Source organism: Enterococcus casseliflavus (genome assembly GCF_029215545.1).
In the GTDB taxonomy this organism is placed as follows: Bacteria; Bacillota; Bacilli; order Lactobacillales; family Enterococcaceae; genus Enterococcus_D; species Enterococcus_D casseliflavus.
In genome coordinates, this window is sequence record NZ_CP119393.1 from 1,068,235 (window position 1) to 1,090,000 (window position 21,766).

At 41.3% G+C, this 21,766-nt stretch carries 19 protein-coding genes and 1 rRNA gene (1 of these 20 cut by a window edge); 13 read left to right on the forward strand and 7 right to left on the reverse strand.

Annotation, left to right across the window (positions count from 1 at the left end):
- Window positions 1-57: 57 nt before the first annotated feature.
- The 4 genes from P0G38_RS05195 to P0G38_RS05210 all read right to left on the reverse strand — a co-directional run bounded on the left by P0G38_RS05195 (window position 58) and on the right by P0G38_RS05210 (window position 1,860).
- Window positions 58-327 (reverse strand): hypothetical protein, encoded by a 270-nt coding sequence (locus P0G38_RS05195; RefSeq protein WP_275854256.1) that lies wholly within the window; start codon window positions 325-327, stop codon window positions 58-60.
- Complete coding sequence (locus P0G38_RS05200; protein WP_275854259.1) at window positions 248-514, reverse strand: hypothetical protein; 267 nt, start codon at window positions 512-514, stop codon at window positions 248-250. The genes P0G38_RS05195 and P0G38_RS05200 overlap by 80 nt, the downstream gene beginning before the upstream one ends.
- A gap of 1 nt (window position 515) precedes the next feature.
- A complete protein-coding gene (locus P0G38_RS05205; protein ID WP_275854261.1) occupies window positions 516-806 on the reverse strand; it encodes a DUF5960 family protein in 291 nt (96 codons plus the stop codon).
- Window positions 807-1,200: 394 nt separating this feature from the next.
- On the reverse strand, window positions 1,201-1,860 hold the full coding sequence (locus tag P0G38_RS05210) for an Ltp family lipoprotein (RefSeq protein WP_074535995.1): 660 nt from the start codon (window positions 1,858-1,860) through the stop codon (window positions 1,201-1,203).
- A gap of 228 nt (window positions 1,861-2,088) precedes the next feature.
- Between P0G38_RS05210 and P0G38_RS05215 the strand changes: the two genes are divergently transcribed.
- Window positions 2,089-2,277 carry a hypothetical protein gene (locus tag P0G38_RS05215; protein ID WP_074535993.1) on the forward strand — a complete coding sequence of 63 codons (189 nt, stop codon included), beginning with the start codon at window positions 2,089-2,091 and terminating at the stop codon, window positions 2,275-2,277.
- A 59-nt stretch (window positions 2,278-2,336) separates the two neighbouring features.
- Here P0G38_RS05215 and P0G38_RS05220 read toward each other — a convergent pair whose 3' ends face one another.
- The gene (locus P0G38_RS05220) at window positions 2,337-2,486 is read right to left on the reverse strand and encodes a hypothetical protein (protein WP_005229155.1); all 150 of its coding nucleotides are present in this window, start codon (window positions 2,484-2,486) and stop codon (window positions 2,337-2,339) included.
- A 466-nt stretch (window positions 2,487-2,952) separates the two neighbouring features.
- Here P0G38_RS05220 and asnB point away from each other — a divergent pair, with 466 nt between their 5' ends.
- The gene (gene asnB, locus P0G38_RS05225) at window positions 2,953-4,848 is read left to right on the forward strand and encodes an asparagine synthase (glutamine-hydrolyzing) (RefSeq protein WP_010749664.1); all 1,896 of its coding nucleotides are present in this window, start codon (window positions 2,953-2,955) and stop codon (window positions 4,846-4,848) included.
- Window positions 4,849-4,899: 51 nt separating this feature from the next.
- Here asnB and P0G38_RS05230 read toward each other — a convergent pair whose 3' ends face one another.
- Entirely contained in the window at window positions 4,900-5,703 is an 804-nt protein-coding gene (locus P0G38_RS05230; protein WP_005229159.1) for a Cof-type HAD-IIB family hydrolase, read from the reverse strand.
- Between the two features lie 261 nt (window positions 5,704-5,964).
- Between P0G38_RS05230 and P0G38_RS05235 the strand changes: the two genes are divergently transcribed.
- Both P0G38_RS05235 and P0G38_RS05240 read left to right on the forward strand, forming a co-directional pair.
- Window positions 5,965-7,404: an NCS2 family permease gene (locus P0G38_RS05235; RefSeq protein ID WP_005237180.1), complete on the forward strand. Its 1,440-nt coding sequence runs from the start codon at window positions 5,965-5,967 to the stop codon at window positions 7,402-7,404.
- A gap of 101 nt (window positions 7,405-7,505) precedes the next feature.
- On the forward strand, window positions 7,506-8,711 hold the full coding sequence (locus tag P0G38_RS05240) for a multidrug efflux MFS transporter (RefSeq protein WP_005231893.1): 1,206 nt from the start codon (window positions 7,506-7,508) through the stop codon (window positions 8,709-8,711).
- Window positions 8,712-8,758: 47 nt separating this feature from the next.
- Here the strand turns inward: P0G38_RS05240 and P0G38_RS05245 are convergent, their stop codons facing one another.
- Window positions 8,759-8,941 carry a YjzD family protein gene (locus tag P0G38_RS05245; protein ID WP_008377814.1) on the reverse strand — a complete coding sequence of 61 codons (183 nt, stop codon included), beginning with the start codon at window positions 8,939-8,941 and terminating at the stop codon, window positions 8,759-8,761.
- Window positions 8,942-9,088: 147 nt separating this feature from the next.
- On the opposite strand from P0G38_RS05245, the gene dnaE reads away from it, so the two are divergent.
- From dnaE to P0G38_RS05290, 9 genes are all read left to right on the forward strand, one after another.
- Entirely contained in the window at window positions 9,089-12,400 is a 3,312-nt protein-coding gene (gene dnaE, locus P0G38_RS05250; RefSeq protein ID WP_074535991.1) for a DNA polymerase III subunit alpha, read from the forward strand.
- 161 nt (window positions 12,401-12,561) lie between these two features.
- Window positions 12,562-13,524, forward strand: a complete 963-nt coding sequence (pfkA, locus tag P0G38_RS05255; RefSeq protein ID WP_005229169.1) for a 6-phosphofructokinase — start codon at window positions 12,562-12,564, stop codon at window positions 13,522-13,524.
- 82 nt (window positions 13,525-13,606) lie between these two features.
- On the forward strand, window positions 13,607-15,391 hold the full coding sequence (gene pyk, locus P0G38_RS05260; RefSeq protein ID WP_005229179.1) for a pyruvate kinase: 1,785 nt from the start codon (window positions 13,607-13,609) through the stop codon (window positions 15,389-15,391).
- A gap of 195 nt (window positions 15,392-15,586) precedes the next feature.
- Entirely contained in the window at window positions 15,587-16,147 is a 561-nt protein-coding gene (locus P0G38_RS05265; RefSeq protein ID WP_010749661.1) for a YceD family protein, read from the forward strand.
- 56 nt (window positions 16,148-16,203) lie between these two features.
- A complete protein-coding gene (rpmF, locus tag P0G38_RS05270; protein WP_005229191.1) occupies window positions 16,204-16,383 on the forward strand; it encodes a 50S ribosomal protein L32 in 180 nt (59 codons plus the stop codon).
- Between the two features lie 186 nt (window positions 16,384-16,569).
- A complete protein-coding gene (gene gndA, locus P0G38_RS05275; protein ID WP_005229192.1) occupies window positions 16,570-17,991 on the forward strand; it encodes an NADP-dependent phosphogluconate dehydrogenase in 1,422 nt (473 codons plus the stop codon).
- Window positions 17,992-18,130: 139 nt separating this feature from the next.
- Window positions 18,131-18,817, forward strand: coding sequence for a response regulator transcription factor (locus P0G38_RS05280; RefSeq protein WP_005229193.1), 687 nt, complete (start codon window positions 18,131-18,133; stop codon window positions 18,815-18,817).
- Window positions 18,818-18,831: 14 nt separating this feature from the next.
- Window positions 18,832-20,337, forward strand: a complete 1,506-nt coding sequence (locus tag P0G38_RS05285; protein WP_034696083.1) for a HAMP domain-containing sensor histidine kinase — start codon at window positions 18,832-18,834, stop codon at window positions 20,335-20,337.
- 615 nt (window positions 20,338-20,952) lie between these two features.
- Window positions 20,953-21,766: ribosomal RNA gene (locus P0G38_RS05290) — 16S ribosomal RNA — on the forward strand; it runs 745 nt beyond the window's last position.

The following is a 21,766-nucleotide window of genomic DNA, read 5'->3' on the forward strand; positions in this document are numbered from 1 at the left end:
TAAGCTTTTCAGCATATTATAATTGTAAATTCATAACACAATAGAGAAACTCCTTACTCAATTAGAGTAGGGGGATTTTTTCATTGATTCAAACTCAATCATAATCTTAGTCTTACCAATTACTCCGTATTTCTTCACAACAAACTGTTTGCAGTCGTTGTACTCACCACCAACGACAATCCGCATCCCTTCATCCACATCGGCTAAGAAGCTTAAACTATGCGCAGCAATCAAACAGTTCACTCCATTAAGCGAGAATCGCACCAAAGGGGTTTTGCTCATCTTCAACACACGTATCTTTGAAACTACACCTTTCCTCGATTTCATAACAATCGCCTCCGTAAGCTTGTACATAATAACGACAATCCGTTTTACCTAAAGTGACAGCGACATAAAATTCAATACATCTTGCGCCGTATAAAGCTTCCTGTGATTCAGAAATACTTTCTGGGAATTCATTTATAAACTCGGAATAGGATAAATATCCTTGCTCGTATTGGCTGATTACATTCATATCAGTTACCTCCGGGCTTATACTTAATACTAGAATCATATCTTCGAAGTATCTTGTCTTGTGTCCTAACATGATCGAATAAATAATCTTCGCCATCGATCTTGAATACAAACGCCAGTTCTTCCGAATATCCGCTATAACTGACGGGGACGGTAAAGTACGGCTTACCAAAATTTTGCATAGTTTTAGCAAAATGTTCATATAGCAAGTGCGCTGGGCCCATTCTTTCTATAAACTCATAGTAGTATCGTTCGAAAGCATATGTCCGTTTATTTGCTAAAGGTATTTGCATATCAATCACTCCTTGCAAGAATTATACGAACGAATGTTCTTTATGTAAAGAGTGACTAATAATAATGTGAAAAAAACAGTTATCACTAAGAAAATTTATTTTGCATCAATTTTGCATTAACTCTGAAAAATAGCTTATAAATCAATGTTTCTAATGGGGGTTTTAGGCTTGTACTCTCCTTATATCAACGCTTTGGAGCGTTTAGCCTATCTTTCGAGATAGGCTTTTTTGTTTGTTGTGGGCAGAAAAATGGGCCGAGAAGCTAACTGACTGCCGAGTTTGCTCGATGACCATCTGAAAAACCCTCAGCTTACACTCAATCGGGAAATCAACAGAAATGTACGCCAATTCGCTGGACCCTTTTTTCTTGTGGTGCGGCAACAAACGAAAAGAATCAATCGGGCAAACGCGCTAAGGCGTATTCAATTTGTTCAGAAGTAAAGCCTTCAAAGGAAAGTTGGCTCGCCACACGCTCATCTGATAAGGATAAATTTTGCGAGTAGCGAATTGCTTTTTTCAAAGCTTGCTCGTTCCAATCGGCATCCACGGTGGCTACGGCAAAGTCTGCTGCGCTCTCAGAAAAATCTTCATAGAGTAGTTGACGTTTCAAGCTCGACTGAGAAAACGCATTGCTGGATAAGTATCTTTCTGCACGATTCAGTGCATTTCTTTCTTCACGAGAAAGTTGAGGTGTATGTTGCTCGTTGTTTGCGGGTTCTTCTTGTTGCGCGCTGCTTGCTTCGTTGTTGCCAGCTGTTTGTTCTCCTTGTGGTTGTTCCATGGAAGCAGTGGCATCGCCAAAGGATTCATTTTTCCTTGCTTCGTTACGTAAAGAAAGGCTGAATTGCGCAGTGATGCTATCGAAAGACGTCACATCTTGGTAGAAGGACAAGCCACCATACGAAAACAAGACAATAAAGGCGGAAGCGACAATGAGAAAAACATTTCGATCTCGTTTGTTTTTTTGAGTTATCAACCCAATATAAAATAAGATAATGCCAAAAATGAAACCGATCAAACCGATAAAAAACAAACCAGCGAAAAATGTAGCCATAAGCATCCCCCCTAATAAAACAGTTTCCTAAAGTTAATAGTACTATGTCTGGAATCAGAAAACAGATTTGTCTTTTCATGAATAGAGGAAAAGAATGATTTGACAAATGTAACGTGTATGCTATTAATGGATCATTCATATGTATTAAAGAAGTGACGCTCAAGAATTACTGGTAAAATCGCTAGTAAACGAAATGAAAGTATGGTTGTATCAGTAGGAGGGAAGAAGATGGATTTTCAAGAAAAAGATTATTTTATGCGTTACACAAAAGTTGCGGCACAGGGATTGAGCAAATTTATTACGCAAGGATCTGTTGATGAAATCTTACAGCTAGATGAACAGCAAAGTGGACAGAAGCAAAAAGCGGATACTGCAAAAGACAAAAGCGAGCCAAAAAACAAGAAAGCACCTAGCTAATTTTTTCCTTAGCGAGGTGCTTTCAGTACGAATCGGTATCCTTCATTTGGATAAACTCCTTATGCAGTTTTTTTCAATTCTTGTACAGCTTGCTCGATCGTAATTCCAGTCGCAAAATGATTCGCATCTTTTTTATCGAAAACGATAAATAAATTCAATTTGGTATCCAGAGTTACACGATATTGTAGATCTGTGTTATAGAATGTCATAGTCATTCTCCTTTCTTAAAACTTGTCATTGAAAGGCAACGGTTAGTTGATAACGAAATTCCATAGTTAGAATAACACTTTTTTTCACATTCGTCCAATAAAACTATCAAACGAACGAATCTGACTGATCCTTTTCAAGAAATCAATGCCTGAGAATGGCAGCAAAAGAAGTTTCCTGGAGTCAGTAAATTCGGGAAAAGTATCTTTGTATATTTTCAGAAAAATAGAATTCATAAAAAATTTCTTAAGAATTTTGAGGATAGCTATTTTCTTAGATAACAAATTTGTAAGATTGAGAGTATGAGTTGGTTAGAAACCTTGATATCATAAGGTTTATCTCCAAATTATGTTTTGTGCAAAAATATATTGATTGTATTTTTTTGGAAAAGAGATCGTATCTCTTGAATTCTATGGTATGATTTACTTTAGAAAAATGAAAATGGATTATGAAAACGGATGTGAAAATATGTGCGGAATTGTCGGCTTTGTCAATTCAAAAGACCAAAAAGAAATCATTATTGAACGCATGATGGACCGGATCGTTCATCGCGGACCAAACAGTTCAGGAAAATTTACCGACGACCAAGTAGCGTTAGGGTTTCGTCGTTTATCGATCATCGACTTAGAAGGTGGCTCACAACCGATTTTTAACGAGGATCGAACAAAAGTCATTATTTTTAATGGGGAAATCTATAATTTTCAAGTGTTGCGGGAAGAATTGATCCAAGCGGGTCATGTTTTTTCTACCCATGCGGATACCGAAGTAGTCTTACATGGCTATGAGGAGTGGGGCATTGATGTTTTGCAGCGCCTGCGGGGAATGTTTGCTTTTGCCATCTGGGATACTCAAAAACAAGAGCTTTTCGGCGCACGGGATCACTTTGGGATCAAACCATATTACTATGCGCAAATGAATGGCAGTTTTATGTTTGGTTCTGAAATCAAGAGCTTTTTGCCTCATCCAGATTTCAAGAAAGAGTTGAACCAAGAGGCGTTGAAACCTTATTTGACGTTTCAATACTCGCCTTTGAACGGAGAAACCTTCTTTAAAGGCGTTCATCGTTTGCAAGAAGGGCATTATTATTTGTTTAATGAACAGGGATTGACGATCAAGCAGTATTGGGATGCAGATTTTTCAGTGAAAGAAAATCATTCAAGAGAAGAATGGGTCGACAAAATCGATCAAGCAGTCCAAGAATCAATTGCCGCTCATCAAATCAGTGATGTTGAAGTCGGCTCATTTTTATCCAGTGGTGTCGATTCAAGTTACGTAGCTTCTGTCTTGCGACCAGATCGCTCGTTTTCAATCGGGTTCGATGACAAAACCTACAACGAAGCGATCGAGGCCCGCAAATTGACGGAAAAACTTGGTTTGAACAACACAGCAGCGGTCATCGATGGTGAAATGTCCTTTGAGGCATTCCCGTTGATTCAGTATCACTTGGACGAACCAGATTCTAACCCAAGCTGTGTCCCTTTGTACTTTTTAGCCAATCTGGCAGCACAGCAAGTGCGAGTCGTTCAATCTGGGGAAGGGGCAGATGAATTATTTGCCGGTTATGCTGCTTATGGCTTCCACACAAACTCTAAAGCGGTGCGCGTTTTTGCCCAAGGGTTGAAAAAATTGCCACAAAACATCCGCTTTCGTTTGGGACGTCAAATCGGCAAAATGAAAAACTTCCATGGTCGAATCCATCTTTATGAAGCAACGGCACCTGCCCAAGACTTCTTTATCGGGCAAGCACTGGTCTTTGAAGAAGAGGAAGCACTGCAGCTTTTAAAACCAACCTATCAAAAAGGACCCTCTGTTGCTGAAATCGTTGCGCCTCATTATGAGAAAGTCAATGGTCTCAAAGACGAGGTCAATAAGATGCAATATTTGGATCTTCATCAGTGGATGCCAAAGGATATCTTGTTAAAAGCAGACAAAATGTCCATGGCGAGTTCCTTGGAATTACGCGTTCCTTTATTGGATATTGAGATGCAAAAGCTGTCGCAAACAATCCCGACGAAATATTTGATCAATCAAAACAACACCAAAGATGTGTTTCGACAAGCGTCAAACCGTCATTTGCCAAAAGAGTGGGCAAACCGTGAAAAACTCGGTTTTCCTGTACCTATCAAGGCATGGCTGAAAGAAGGAACAGGATATGAAGCAGTCAAGAGCCTTTTTGAGTCAGACTTTGCGGCAACCTTCTTCGATCAAACAGCCATTTTACAAATGCTTGAAGACCATCGCCAAGGAAAACCGAATCTTCAGCGAAAAATCTGGACGATCTTTACGTTCTTGACCTGGTATAAAGTATTCTTTATTGATGAATCGATTCCAGAAGCCAAAGAAATCGTTTATGAAACACTTTGATTTGAATATGGCAGAAAAAAAGCTGATGCGGACATCCCGCATCGGCTTTTTTTATAGACCTAAATATTTTTCCAAGTAATCGACCATGCCATCTTCCGCATTGGTTTTGTCGGTAACATCATTGGCGATCGATTTTAATTGTTGCGTGCCATTCGCCATGGCAACGCCCCAACCCGCATAATCCAGCATCTCCAAATCGTTGTGTTCATCACCAAAAGCGATGATATCTTGTCGATCCAAAGACAAAGAATCCGCGATCACCGAAAGACCAAGTGCTTTATGGACCCCTTTTGGTACGATCTCTAAGATAGCTTGAGGTCCGCCCCATGTTCGAACATCGACCGCATCGTCGAATTGATCCTTGATACGTAAAGAAACAGATTCTGCTAATTCATTTTCGGTTTTCACCAGTAATGAAGTGGGGTCCGTTTTTAAATTTGCTAATAGATTTTTTTCGGAAGCATTGCCCGAAAAGAAAAAGTGCTGATCAAATCCGCTTAGGTCATCGATGAAAAAGGTTTCGCGATTTTCTGCTGCCACAAACGTCAGCCCCAGCTGCTCTTTTTGCGCCATGAGCTCAAACGCAATTTCTCGAGAGATCGAGTGCTCCATTTCATTTGCCCAGACTTGTCGAGGTTTATGGACTAACCCACCGTTAAAATTGACCATTGGTGTTGTGAGCGCCAATTCTTTATAGAATTGATCGCTCATACGAAAAGGTCTTCCTGTAGCGATGGTAACAAAGTGTCCCGCTTTGGTGGCGCGAACCAGTACCTCACGTGTGCGAGGGGAAAGTTGGGATTCAGTATTTAAGGTTGTGCCATCTAAATCAATGGCGATGATTTTTGGTTTCAAAAGACTCGCTCCATTCTCTTATGGTAGTGGCTTAAGTGTAACATATTTCTGTCATTTCACAATACAAGTAAGTTTTCGATAAGTTTTCATAATATTTACAAAGCAAAACACGAACATTAAACGTTTTTGGTTAGTTTTATTCGGAAAAAGGTTTGAAAAGCGAAAATTATTCCCTTATAATTTGTAATTGTTCGATGAAAAGCGCAATTATTCATTTTTTCTTTTCATAGAAACGATTAAAGTTCAGGAGTGAAACATAACATGGAAAAGTTTTTCAAATTAAAGGAGAATAAAACGACGGTTTCCACAGAAGTGATGGCTGGGGTCACCACCTTCTTCGCGATGAGTTATATTTTGTTTGTGAATCCGACGATTTTATCTGCTGCAGGCATGCCGTTTCAAGCTGTTTTCTTAGCAACGATCATCGCTTCAGTGATTGGTACCCTGATCATGGGCTTATTTGCAAATGTGCCTTACGCGCAAGCACCTGGAATGGGCCTTAATGCATTCTTCACCTTTACCGTCGTTTTTGGTTTGGGGTATACGTGGCAGCAAGCATTAGCGATGGTTTTCATCTGCGGCTTGATCAACATTTTTATCACGGTCACTCGTATCAGAAAAATGATCATCCATGCGATTCCAGAAAGCATGCAGCATGCAATCGGCGGCGGGATCGGGATCTTTGTGGCTTATGTAGGGATCAAAAATGCCAACTTGCTAAACTTCAGTGCAGACACTGCGGCAGTGACGGGTTCAGTTGTCGACGGTGAGACGATCGTGAGTGCCAATTTTAATGGGGGGATCGTCCCAGCTTTGGCGAATTTCAATAATGCACCTGTTTTGTTAGCAGTGATTGGTTTAGTAGTGACTACTTTATTAGTGGTGAAAAATGTTCGTGGGGCAATTATTTTTGGTATTTTAGGAACGACGATCATCGGTATTTTGATGGGTGTGGTGGATTTAAGTGCCATTGATTGGCACGGGAACTCATTAGGAAGTTCCATCAGCGAACTAGGCATCACATTTGGCGCTGCGTTTGGCTCTGAAGGAATGGGCTCACTATTCAGTGATTCTGCCAAAATCCCTCAAGTAATCATGACGATTTTAGCGTTTAGCTTATCTGATGTCTTTGATACGATCGGTACCTTTATCGGGACTGGACGTCGTACAGGGATCTTTTCGAAAAAAGATGAAGAAGCGGTTGAAAACAGTAACGGGTTGAACACGAAGATGGATAAAGCCCTTTTTGCAGATGCCGTAGCCACTTCTGTAGGTGCCATCGTAGGGACCTCAAATACAACGACTTATGTGGAATCAGCAGCTGGTATCGGTGCTGGTGGACGCACGGGCTTGACTTCTGTTGTAGTGGCAGCACTCTTTGCAATCAGCAGTATCTTTTCTCCACTGATCTCAATCGTTCCCGCACAAGCGACAGCACCAGCGTTGATCTTAGTTGGGGTAATGATGATGGCTTCGTTTGCAGACATCAAGTGGACCGATCTAGAAGAAGCAGTTCCCGCTTTCTTCGCGTCTATTTTTATGGGCTTGTCTTACAGTATTTCCAATGGGATCGCTGTTGGTTTCATTTTCTACGCATTAGTGAAAGTAGTGAAAGGAAAAGCCAACGAAGTGTCTCCGATCATCTGGGTCGTCAATGCGTTGTTTATCCTAAACTTTGTCATTTTGGCTTTGATCAGTTAAGTTTAATGAAGAAAATCTTTCTGTATGTTACCTGCAGAAAGATTTTTTTATTTGATTATTACTCACGATACGGTATAGTATTTGTGAAAGAAGGTTTGTAAATGAAGATTGATTGGAAACGAAATCTACTGATTTCATGGGTAGGTTGTTTTTTTACGGGTGCCAGTTTTAGTCTTGTCATGCCATTCATTCCCTTATATATAGAAGAGTTAGGCGCTCCAGAGAGTCAAATTGAGTTGTTTTCTGGATTAGCAATCTCAGTAACGGCGTTTGCGGCGGCTATCATTGCTCCAGTATGGGGAAATCTAGCAGATCAAAAAGGTCGTCGCTTAATGATGATTCGCGCGGCTGCGGGGATGACAGTGACGATGGGGTCTTTGGCTTTTGTACCGAATGTCTATTGGTTGTTGATCATGCGTTTCTTTACCGGAATTTTATCGGGGTATATTCCCAATGCGACTGCATTGATTGCTTCGCAGGCGCCTCGAGAAAAAAGCGGTTGGGCGCTTGGGACATTGGCTACAGGAGCCATCGCAGGGAATTTGATCGGTCCATCGATGGGTGGGGCGTTGGCGCAATGGTTCGGCATGAAAAATGTTTTTATCATTACTGGTGTTGTGCTGCTAATTACGCTCTTGCTTACGATTTTTCTCGTTCAAGAAGATTTTGAGCCGGTTGAAAAGGGCGATTTGCTGTCCATCAAAGAAATTTTTGGTCAAATCAAAAATATGCAGTTGCTTGTCGGTTTGTTTATTACGTCACTGATTTTACAGCTAGGTGTAACGAGTATCAGCCCGATCCTTACATTGTATATTCGTGATCTAAGCGGGAACAGTGGCAATATTTTGTTTGTCAGCGGATTGATCGTCTCTGTTGCTGGTGTTTCGGCAATCATCTCTTCGCCATTTTTAGGCAAAATCGGTGATCGTTACGGCAATCACAAGGTATTGTTAGGCGGTTTATTGCTGTCATTTTTCTGTTTCATTCCGATGGGCTTTGTCTCCACACCGTTTCAGTTGGGCGTGCTGCGCTTCTTGCTTGGTTTTTCGACAGGTGCGTTGATGCCGTCGATCAACACACTGATCAGCAAGATCACCCCGATGGAAGGGGTCAGCCGCATCTACAGCTACAACCAAATGTTCTCTAACTTTGGACAAGTGTTAGGTCCGATGGTCGGCTCAACGGTGGCAGCTGGCTTTGGTTATCCCGCCGTCTTTTGGGTAACTAGCGGGTTTGTACTGATCAATATTTTTATCTCAGGATTTAATTTCCGTAAAAGCTTGCGTAAAACGGACATCAGTGAATAGTTGAAAAGAAAAAAAAACCAGTTACAATAAAGGTAACTGGTTTTTTTTTAATGGCTTGTCTTTTCAGGCGCTGGTGCGATAATACCAACAAGAATGATCACCACACCTGTGACCAAAGAGATGATTGAAGTTAATTGAAAATCATAAGTTGCTCCAGCAAGTGAGCTGCCTAGATAGCCAACGACTTGACCTAATACAAAAGTCCAAAATAAAGTGACTAAGTAACGCATGACGACACCTCTTTTCTGCGTATCTTCCATTTCGACTTTAGTTTATCACAAAAATATTTATTGTAAAGATTTTCACTTTTTCATTTTGTTTTTCAAATCTAATTACTAGCAGAAAGAAAGAGAATTTTCATTTTTGGAGGGATTTCAATGTATTCACAGCTCACCACCTTAAGCGCCTATTCGTTGCTGCAAAGTACGATCAAAATTCCTCACTATATAGAGCAAGCCAAAAAGATGGGCTATCAGACGTTGGGTCTGACCGATCATAATGTTCTCTATGGCGCGGTCGAGTTTTATCAGCAATGCCTAGCACAGGGCATCAAGCCGATTTTTGGCGCTTTGTTCGACTGTACCTTCGGAGAGGGATCAATGTCCTTTCCATTGTACGTATTTGCAAAAAACCTCAAGGGCTATCAAACCTTGATGCGTTTATCAAGTGAAAAAATGATCACCGAGCAGTTGAATTTGGCTTCTTGTGATTCTTTGCAGGACCTCTTTGGTTTGCTGCCTGAAGGCGAGGGATTTCTGCCTTCTCAGCACGATGATCTAGAAGCCAATCAAGAAGCACTGCGAGCAATCAGCCATAAATTTGATTCTGAGAGCTTGTTTTTAGGTATTACTAGCAAAGGGTTAGATCCAGAAACGATCGCTTGGTTTAACGAGCAAAACATTGCACCATGTGCGTATCAACCAATCGCGGCTTTAGCACAAGAAGAAGCCTTTGCAGTCAAAGTGATGACGCATATCAAAGAGGGCTCGCAAATTGAAGACTTTCGTCAGGCTAAAGAGCAAGGGGCTGCGCAGCTTTTTCTACAACCAGCAGACCAACTGACCGCGGCATTTGAAGAATGGTCGCAGGCATTGATGAATAATCAGCGGATTGCAGCTGAATGCGCTGTCGAGCTGCCGCTGCATCAGCGGCTGTTGCCTCATTACCCGCTACCAGCCGAAGAAAGTGCTGCGGACTATTTGCGGAAAATTTGTTTTGAGCGTCTGCCTCAGCGTGTTGCCCACGTTACATCGGCGTACGAACAGCGTTTGGATTATGAGTTGTCCGTCATCCATAAGATGGGCTTTGATGACTATTTCTTGATTATTTGGGACGTCATGGACTTTGCCCACCAACAAGAGATCGTTACCGGCGCTGGACGGGGATCGGCTGCTGGAGCACTGGTGGCATATGTTTTATCGATCACCGACGTAGATCCAATCAAATACGATCTTTTGTTTGAACGATTCTTGAATCCAGAACGTTACACGATGCCTGATATTGATTTAGACATTCCTGACAATCGCAGAGACGAGATTTTACAGTATGTGCGCCAAAAATACGGGCAAGAATATATGGCACAGATTGCGACGTTTGGCACTATGGCGGCCAAAATGGTTCTGCGAGATGTTTCTCGTGTCTTTGGTCTTTCGCAAAGTGAAGCCAATCGCTGGTCAAAAGCCATCCCCAATGCCTTGAAAATGACCTTAGATCTTGCTTATGAACAATCCAATCAGCTGCGAGAATTGGTGTCGTTTAATGAGCGAAACCAAATAATGTTTCAAGTCGCCAAAATTTTAGAAGGCTTGCCACGTCACGTATCGACTCATGCCGCTGGTGTGGTGATCAGTGACAAGAATTTGCTTGATCTGGTTCCCTTACAAGAAGGCAGCGATGGGATCTGGCTGACCCAATTTACCATGAATGACGTAGAAGCCATCGGCCTATTGAAGATGGACTTTTTAGGCTTGAGAAACTTATCGATCATTGATAATACCTTGAAAGGCATTAAACGAATCAGCCAACAAATCGTTACCCAAAAGGAGATTCCTCTTGATGATCCAGCAACATTGCGCTTGTTTCAAAAAGGCGAGACCGCAGGGATCTTCCAATTTGAATCAGCGGGGATACGCAATGTGCTGCGTAAGTTAGGACCAGAAAGCATCGAGGATATTGCCGCAGTCAATGCCTTGTATCGTCCAGGACCGATGCAAAATATCGATACCTTTATTAAGCGGAAAAAAGGACAAGAGCGTGTCTCTTATCCAGATGACAGCTTGATTCCGATTTTGCAAAACACTTACGGAATCATTGTCTACCAAGAGCAGATCATGCAGGTAGCTTCCAAAATGGCTGGTTTCAGCTTAGGACAAGCAGATATTTTGCGTCGAGCAATCAGTAAAAAGAAAAAAGACGTCTTGGATGAGGAACGTCGTCATTTTGTGCAAGGCGCCTTAGCCAATCAGTACGATGAAAAGACCGCCAATTTGGTCTATGATTATATCGAGCGGTTCGCCAATTACGGGTTTAATCGATCCCATGCGTTTGCCTATTCCTTTATCGGCTTTCAAATGGCCTATCTGAAGGTACACTATCCTGCACCATTTTTTGCTTCGATCTTACACTCGGTACGCAACACCGCCAGCAAAATGAAAGAATATTTAAATGAAGCCGCACGTTATGGCGTAGAAGTACTGCCGCCTTCGATCAATGCCAGTGGGTTTAGTTTTCAACTGCAAAATGAAAAACAAATTCGTTTTGGTTTCAACAGTATCAAAGGAATCCGACGCGACATGATCCAAGACATTTTGGCAGAAAGAAAAGAGCATGGTAATTTCACGTCTATGGATCAATTTTTGCTTCGCTTGAATCAGCGGAACAGCAAATGGTTAAAATTGGATTATTTATTGCCGCTTTTGAGCATCGGCGTATTCGATGGGATCGCCCCCAATCGAAAACAAGCACTGATCCAGCTAGAAGGAAAGATCCAAAACATTACTTATAGTGGCGGCAGTTTGGATCTCTTAGAAACTATGGCATTAAAAGAAGAAGCCGTTGCCGATTACAAACTAGAAGAAAAACTGGCTTTGGAAGAAGAATACTTAGGTGTTTATTTGTCTGGCCATCCCGTGGAACAGTTTCAAAAATTGCACCAATTAAAACAAATCACTGATATTGCTGATCTGGTTCCGAATGAACGGGTGCGTATCCTTTTATATGTGCGCAAGATTCGAGAGATTCGAACGAAAAAGGGCGAACAAATGGCGTTTGTCGAAGGAACAGATGCCAGCAAAGAAGTGTCAGTAACGATTTTTCCCATCGTTTATCGACAAGTACGTTCCTTGATTGAAGAAAATGCTGTTCTCTACATCGAAGGAAAGGTCGAGGTAAGTCGTTACAATGGTGAAATCCAACTCATTGCTGATAAAATAGACTTAGCAGAAAACGTTCAAAATAAAATTGCGTCACAAACTTGTTACTTAAAGATTTCTGCTGAAGCTGAAACGTCGCACCTGCAAGCATTGTCGAAGGAAATGAAGCAGCACCACGGAAATATTCCAGTGGTGATGTTCTATGAAAGCAGTGGCAAAAAAGTGTTATTAGCAGAAGAAAACTGGGTGACGGATGAGCCGAACTTTGTCAAACAACTGATCGCATTATTAGGAAATGGAAATGTAATTTACAAGTAATTTTCCGAAAACGGTAATTCAACTTACACTTTTTTCAACTTTTTCCCACTATTTCAAGACATTTTCATGGAATAATGGTAGAATATGTCTCGTGGTTATTACTTGAAAACTAGCAAACAGGGGCTTCCCTAAACAAAATCTTTTGATGAGGTGAAAGAATAATGAAACGCATTGGAATTCTAACCAGTGGCGGCGATGCACCAGGAATGAACGCAGCGATTCGCGCAGTTGTCAGAAAGGGTATTTTTGACGGACTTGAAGTATACGGAATCAACTATGGCTATGCCGGACTAGTCGCAGGCGACATTCGTCGCTTAGATGTTGCTGATGTTGGTGACAAAATTCAACGTGGTGGAACATTCTTATATTCAGCACGTTATCCAGAATTTGCGACACAAGAAGGACAATTAAAAGGAATCGAACAATTAAAGAAATTTGGCATCGAAGGGCTAGTCGTGATTGGTGGAGATGGATCTTACCATGGTGCGATGGCACTTACTCGTCACGGTTTCCCAGCGATCGGGATTCCAGGAACGATCGATAATGACATTCCAGGAACAGATTTCACGATTGGTTTTGATACAGCGATCAATACTGTCTTGGAATCGATTGACCGTATCCGTGATACAGCGACATCACATGTCCGCACATTCGTGATCGAAGTAATGGGTCGTGGTGCTGGCGATATCGCTTTATGGTCAGGTGTGGCCGGTGGTGCGGATGAAATCATCATCCCAGAACATGATTTTGACATGCAAGTTGTTGCTGATCGTATCCGTGAAGGACGCGACCGCGGGAAAAAACATTGCTTGATCGTTTTAGCCGAAGGTGTGATGGGCGGAAATGATTTTGCTGACAAACTTTCTGAATACGGCGATTTCCATACCCGTGTATCAATTCTAGGACACGTTGTCCGTGGTGGTTCACCAAGCGCTCGTGACCGTGTGTTAGCAAGTAAATTTGGTTCATATGCCGTTGAATTATTGCAACAAGGCAAAGGCGGTCTATGTATCGGTATCGAAAACAATGAAATGATTGCTTCTGATATCATCGATACCCTTGAAAACAATCGTCACAAACCAGATCTTAGCTTGTATAACTTGAACAAAGAAATCTCATTCTAAAGAGATTTTTAAGCAACGCAACAGTAATTTTGTAAAAAAAGCTTATTAGCTATTTTAAATAAATGAATAGGAGCGTTTAGTAATGAAAAAAACAAAGATCGTAAGTACATTAGGACCAGCAAGTAACAGTGTGGAAATTATTTCTCAACTGATTGAAGCCGGTGCGAATGTCTTCCGCTTTAACTTCTCTCATGGAGATCATGAAGAACAATTAGCGCGTATGACAATGGTTCGTGAAGCCGTAAAGAAAACTGGTAAAGATGTCGGTATCCTTTTAGATACAAAAGGTGCTGAAATCCGTACAACTGTACAAAATACGACAGAAGCAGACTTTGGTCGTGCTGGATACATCCAATTCAACGTTGGCGATGAAACACGTATTTCAATGGATCCAGAACACAAAGGAACAAAAGAAAAAATTGCTGTAACTTATCCTGGTTTATTTGAAGATGTTCATGTGGGCGGACACATCTTGTTTGATGATGGCTTGATCGACATGGAAATCAAAGAAAAAGACGAAGCAACCCGTGAATTAGTGGTTGTCGTTAAAAATGCTGGAATGTTAGGATCACGTAAAGGGGTCAATGCTCCTGGCGTATCAATCAGCTTACCTGGTATTACTGAAAAAGATGCAGAAGATATCCGTTTTGGTCTTGATAACGATATCGACTTCATTGCCGCTTCATTTGTACGTAAAGCGCAAGACGTTTTAGAAATTCGTGAAATTTTAGAAGAAAAAGACATGACGCATGTGCAAATCTTCTCTAAAATCGAATCACAAGAAGGTATCGATAATATCGATGAAATCATCAAAGTTTCTGATGGTATCATGGTTGCCCGTGGTGACATGGGTGTTGAGATCCCTGCTGAAGAAGTACCAATGGTTCAAAAGAGCATCATCAAAAAATGTAACGCTGCTGGTAAATCAGTTATCACAGCAACACAAATGTTAGAATCAATGCAACAAAACCCACGTCCAACTCGTGCAGAAGCTTCTGACGTTGCCAATGCTGTCTTTGACGGTACTGATGCAACAATGCTTTCTGGTGAGTCAGCAAACGGTGACTACCCTGTTGAAGCAGTAGCAACAATGGCACGTATCGACGTGGAAGCAGAAAAAGCTTTATCAGAAAACAGCACTTTCCAAATCAACCAATTTGATAAAACAGATGTAACGGAAACAATCGGTTTATCTGTTGCGCGTGCAGCGAAAAACTTAGGGGTTAAAACAATCGTTGCTGCCACTGAATCTGGCTACACTGCGAAAATGATCTCTAAATATCGTCCAGATGCTGACATTTTAGCTGTCACATTTGACGAACGCACAAAACGCGGCTTGATGCTTAACTGGGGTGTGTACCCAACCGTTGCTGAAAAACCATCAACAACTGATGAAATGTTTGAATTAGCAGCAAAACAAGCAGTTGATTTAGGCTTTGCTAAAGAAGGCGATCTAATCTTAATCACAGCCGGTGTTCCTGTTGGTGAACGCGGAACAACCAACGTAATGAAGATCCAATTGATCGGATCAAAATTGCTTGAAGCGCAAGGAATTGGTGAAAAATCAGTTGTTGCCAATGCCGTGATCGCTCACAGTGCCGAAGAAGCAATTGCGAAAGCAAAAGATGGCATGATTTTAGTTGTACCAACAACAGATAAAGAATATATGCCAGCAATCGAAAAAGCAGCAGCTTTAGTTGTTGAAGATGGCGGCTTGACTTCTCATGCAGCAGTTGTCGGAATCGCGAAAGATCTACCAGTGATCGTTGGTGCCAAAGACGCAACAACAACCATCAAAGATGGCGAATTGGTTACTCTTGATTCTCGTCGCGGTATCGTTTATCGTGGAGAAACAACAGCGATCTAATGATTTTTAACGATTGATCAAGCAACAGGCAAGTGCACGTTGTGCGCTTCCTGTTGTTTTTTTGAGAGTGTCGAAATCCCTTGAGAAAAGGCATTAAAATGACACGATCAAAAATGAAAAAGGTGTCAAGAAAATTTCATTGACAAAGCCTCAGAAGCCCTGTATAATTGCTTTTGTTGCTTAGGGGTGATAAAAATGAAATGGTCTTTATTGGAATTAAAAAAATACCAAGAGACACCGCTGATGTTTGAAGAAACACTTGACCTAAAAAGTCAACTGATAAAACGCGATGGACAGATCATTGATTTGTCTCCTGTAAAAGTAAAAGGGCTGATGAGTGTTGATAAGCAAGGATACTTGCTGCACTATCAAGTGGAAACGACGATGACATTGCCATCTACTCGTTCTTTGACACCTGTAGCGATTCCTTTTGATTTTTCAGTGGATGAACAATTCATGACACCAGAGCAATTTCAGCGTCGCGATGAAACGATCGTCGAAGAAGAAGTTTTGATCATTGAAGGTCAAACCATCAGCTTAGATGAATCGGTCGCTGATAACCTATTACTTGCGATTCCTTTGCAAGTCCTGACAGAAGAAGAAAAACAAGGTTCAGCAATGCCATCTGGCAACGATTGGGCTGTTTTGTCAGAAGAAGACTTTGCAAATCAAAAAGAAGCGCAAGCTCAACAAGTTGATCCTCGTCTTGCAAAATTATCCGAATTATTCAATGAATCAGATGACGATAACGCGTAGGATTGGAATAAATTGCAGCCTCAAGGTTGCGTTCATTAACAAGGAGGTGTAGCAAAATGGCAGTACCAGCTAGAAAAACTTCGAAAGCGAAGAAAGCAAAACGTCGTACACATTACAAATTGACAATCAACGGTTTGAACGAATGTGCAAACTGTGGTGAAATGAAAAAAAGCCACCATGTCTGCTCTAACTGTGGTCATTACGATGGCAAAGACGTAGCAACAAAAGAAGCATAATTCCTTTTTTTCAGAAAGAGGATTCTAAAACCTTAGGCTAACCATGGAGCCTGAGGTTTTTTTGTTTTTTTTTGGAAAAGATGGAACTTTTCAGAAATATTTTTTGTCCAGCGAAAGAGAATAGTTCAAAAGCAGGTACATTTGCGCTATAATGAAAAAGATAATTGAATCTTAGGAGGATGAAAGATGACAAAACAACAAATCGGCGTTGTCGGTATGGCTGTTATGGGCAAAAACTTAGCGTTGAACATCGAAAGCCGCGGTTATTCAGTTGCCTTATTTAACCGTACTGGTTCAAAGACAGAAGAAGTAGTAAAAGAACATCCAGATAAAAATTTTAAAGCAACTTATACGATAGAAGAATTTGTCCAATCAATTGAAAAACCACGTCGTATTTTATTAATGGTAAAAGCAGGATTTGCGACGGATGCTACGATCCAAGAACTATTGCCTCATCTAGACAAAGGCGATATTTTGATCGATGGCGGAAATACCTTCTTTAAAGATACCGTTCGTCGTAACGAAGAGTTGGCAAACTCAGGAATCAACTTTATCGGTACGGGTGTTTCTGGTGGGGAAGAAGGCGCCTTGAAAGGTCCTTCGATCATGCCTGGTGGACAAAAAGAAGCATATGAATTGGTTGCACCGATCTTAGAACAAATTTCAGCAAAAGCTGAAGATGGTACACCTTGTGTAACTTATATTGGACCAAATGGTGCAGGCCATTACGTAAAAATGGTTCATAATGGGATCGAGTATGGCGACATGCAGCTGATTGCGGAGTCTTATGACTTGATGCAAAACATTTTAGGTCTATCTGTTGATGAAATGGCTGATATCTTTGCCGAATGGAACAAAGGTGAATTGGATAGCTACCTAATTGAGATCACAGCGGATATCTTGACACGTAAAGATGATCAAGGAACAGGCAAACCGATCGTTGATGTCATCTTAGATGCTGCAGGCAATAAAGGAACTGGGAAATGGACGAGCCAAAGTGCCTTAGACCTAGGTGTTCCATTGCCATTGATCACTGAATCTGTTTTTGCTCGCTATATCTCAGCTTACAAAGAAGAACGGGTCAATGCCAGCAAAGTATTACCGAAACCAGAAGCGGTTGCTTTTGAAGGAAACAAAGAAGAATTTATCAATAAGATCCGTGAAGCCTTATACTTCAGTAAAATCATGAGCTATGCACAAGGTTTCGCGCAATTACGTACAGCATCAAAAGAGTACGATTGGGATCTTCCTTTTGGTGAGATTGCCAAAATTTGGCGTGCAGGCTGTATCATCCGTGCGCAATTTTTACAAAAAATCACGGATGCTTATGACAAGAATGCTGACATCGAAAACTTATTATTAGATGATTACTTCAAAGACATCACGAAACGCTATCAATCTTCTGTACGTGAAGTAGTTGCGCTAGCTGTCCAAGCGGGTGTCCCTGTGCCGACGTTCTCCTCTGCGATCGCGTACTTTGATTCGTATCGTTCTGATCGTTTGCCAGCGAACTTGATCCAAGCACAACGGGATTACTTCGGCGCGCATACGTATGAACGGACAGATAAAGAGGGAATTTTCCATTATTCATGGTATGACGAAGCGTAAGCTTTAAGAGAATCCAAAAGAGAAAGGCCGAAAGTGAGAACTTTCGGTCAATCTCTTTTTTATTTTTTAGATACATGATAAAATAAGACAGATAATGTCTATTTTAAAGGCAGAATAATCAATAAAGGGGCTATCAATAATGAGTAATATTCTAATCATTGAAGATGAAAAGAACTTAGCTCGATTTGTGGAATTAGAATTGAAGCATGAAGGGTATAATACCGAAGTTCATTACAACGGACGGACGGGACTGGATGCTGCGCTGAATAATGAATGGGATGCAATCTTATTGGATCTAATGCTTCCAGAGCTAAATGGGTTAGAAGTTTGCCGACGTGTGCGTCAATCGAAGAACACCCCGATCATCATGATGACCGCGAGAGATTCTGTGATTGATCGAGTATCAGGTTTGGATCATGGTGCTGATGATTATATTGTGAAGCCTTTTGCAATTGAAGAATTGCTGGCACGCTTACGTGCGTTGCTTCGCCGTATCGATATCGAAGGGGACAAAAACGTCGCAAAACAAACCACGATCACTTACCGCGATCTAACGATTGAAAAAGAAAACCGTGTCGTTCGACGTGGAACAGATGTCATTGAACTAACAAAACGCGAATATGAGCTATTGTTGACTTTAATGGAAAACGTCAATGTCGTTTTAGCCAGAGATGTTTTATTAAACAAAGTCTGGGGCTATGAGACAGAAGTTGAAACCAACGTTGTCGATGTTTACATCCGCTACTTACGAAATAAAATTGATGTGCCAGGGGAGGAAAGCTATATCCAAACCGTTCGTGGTACAGGTTATGTGATGCGGTCGTGAACCTTAAAAAAAGAATGAAAAAATTAAAAGAACTGAAGGGGCCTTCTTTAACTGTAAAGTGGGCCTTCGCAAGTTCTTTCTTTATATTCGTCGTATTTACGATCTTTGCTGTGATCACCTATAAAACATCGGTGAATTTGATCGTCGCTAAAGAAGAAAACAATGTGGAGCGAACGATGTCAGAGGTCGCTTCTCGTTTAGCCAATTCGGATCAAGAACTAACATTGGTTCGGACGTATCGTAATTTAACCAAAAATGATGCGGGGACGACGAGCATTTATGATCGCACTTCAACGATCGATGGCAACTTAATGAAAATCGATTCCTTTATTTCGGAATTAGGCCAAGCGCCGTTGAGCTTGTTTGTTTATAATTTGAATGAGGATCTTGTGTTTAAAACCCATGAAAATGATTTAGCACTGATCGACACGCAGCGCAAAGCGCCAACCATCGTAACGCTGGATGGTATCACAGGCTTTCTCTCGATCCAACCCATCTATTCAAAAGGCACCAGAGAGCGGATTGGCTATGCACAAACGTTTTATGAATTGACTTCTTTTTACGAAATACGCAGCAAACTGCTGCTGACTTTGATTATCTTAGAAGTCGTTTCTCTGATTCTTAGTAGTGTGCTTGGGTTCTTTTTATCAGCGTATTTCCTTCAGCCGTTAAAGGTCTTGCGAGATACGATGGAAACCGTTCGGAAAAACCCACAGTCAACGGTGCATATGCCAGAATTAAATACCAACGATGAACTCTCTGATTTAGCAGATATCTTTAACGAAATGCTGGATCGCATGCGCCTGTACATTGAACAGCAAGAGCGATTCGTCGAAGACGTTTCTCATGAATTACGAACGCCTGTGGCGATCATTGAAGGACATATGAATCTGTTGCAGCGTTGGGGAAAAGACGATCCAGAAATTTTGGATGAGTCTCTGGCAGCCAGTATGCAAGAGATCAGTCGGATGAAGACGCTCGTACAGGAAATGTTGGATCTCTCAAGAGCGGAACAAGTGGATGTTCATTATGCAAATGAAACAACTAATGCAAAAGAAGTTGTCTATCAAGTCTTCAATAACTTTAAAATACTGTATCCGGATTTTGTTTTTACATTGGATGATGATTTATATCATGAGTTGAAGTTGAAAATCTATCGCAATCATTTTGAACAGATCATTATTATTGTCTTGGATAATGCAGTGAAATATTCCACTGATCGAAAAGAAGTTCATCTATCCATTTCGTTGGATCGGCAATCCTTTGAAATTGCCATTCAAGACTTTGGTGAGGGAATCTCCAAAGAAGACCTCGACAAGATCTTTAATCGTTTCTATCGGGTAGATAAAGCCCGTGCTAGAACCAAAGGCGGAAACGGGCTAGGGCTCTCTATTGCGAAACAGTTATTGGAAAGCTATAAAGGAAAAATTTCAGCAGAGAGTGTCATCGGTCAAGGAACGATCTTTCGAATCTATATACCGATCGTCCAATCAGAAGATCGGACGAAAAGAGAACGTTAGGCGAAAAGCTTAAGTTCTCTTTTTTTATCCATTAATGATAGATTTAGCCGCGAAATACTTCTTATAAACGAACGTTCGAATCGTTTAACAATGAATAATTCGCTTATAAAAATAGTTGCCAAAAAGCCTATTTTTTTAGTTGATTTTTCCTTTAAGAATTGCTATATTATTACTTGTCCTTGTTAAGACATTTGTAACAAACACTGATTGATTTTTTTTGAAATTAGTTGTTGACGAAACATTTTACAAGTGTTATTATAACAAAGTCGAAAAAATATCTTCTCTGAAAAACCTAATAAATCAAAAAAACTTTTAAAAAAAGTGTTTGACATATAACGGTTGAGATGGTAAGATAAAAAAGTCGCTGAGGTTAAGAAAGAAGTTAAATAACAACTTCTTGAAAAAAACTTTTCAAAAAAGAGTTGACAAACAAACGTCGCTCTGATATGATATAAAAGTTGCTAACACAGCACGGTAGACCTTTGAAAACTGAACAAAGCAAGCAAACGAACCAATGTGTAGGACGTTTCAATTTATTGAAACAAATACATGCAAGCAATAGCTAGCAAAGTTAATTTTTATGAGCTTAATGACCGTATGGTCATTCAAACAAATCATTATGAGAGTTTGATCCTGGCTCAGGACGAACGCTGGCGGCGTGCCTAATACATGCAAGTCGAACGCTTTTTCTTTCACCGGAGCTTGCTCCACCGAAAGAAAAAGAGTGGCGAACGGGTGAGTAACACGTGGGTAACCTGCCCATCAGAAGGGGATAACACTTGGAAACAGGTGCTAATACCGTATAACACTATTTTCCGCATGGGAGAAAGTTGAAAGGCGCTTTTGCGTCACTGATGGATGGACCCGCGGTGCATTAGCTAGTTGGTGAGGTAACGGCTCACCAAGGCAACGATGCATAGCCGACCTGAGAGGGTGATCGGCCACACTGGGACTGAGACACGGCCCAGACTCCTACGGGAGGCAGCAGTAGGGAATCTTCGGCAATGGACGAAAGTCTGACCGAGCAACGCCGCGTGAGTGAAGAAGGTTTTCGGATCGTAAAACTCTGTTGTTAGAGAAGAACAAGGATGAGAGTAAAATGTTCATCCCTTGACGGTATCTAACCAGAAAGCCACGGCTAACTACGTGCCAGCAGCCGCGGTAATACGTAGGTGGCAAGCGTTGTCCGGATTTATTGGGCGTAAAGCGAGCGCAGGCGGTTTCTTAAGTCTGATGTGAAAGCCCCCGGCTCAACCGGGGAGGGTCATTGGAAACTGGGAGACTTGAGTGCAGAAGAGGAGAGTGGAATTCCATGTGTAGCGGTGAAATGCGTAGATATATGGAGGAACACCAGTGGCGAAGGCGGCTCTCTGGTCTGTAACTGACGCTGAGGCTCGAAAGCGTGGGGAGCGAACAGGATTAGATACCC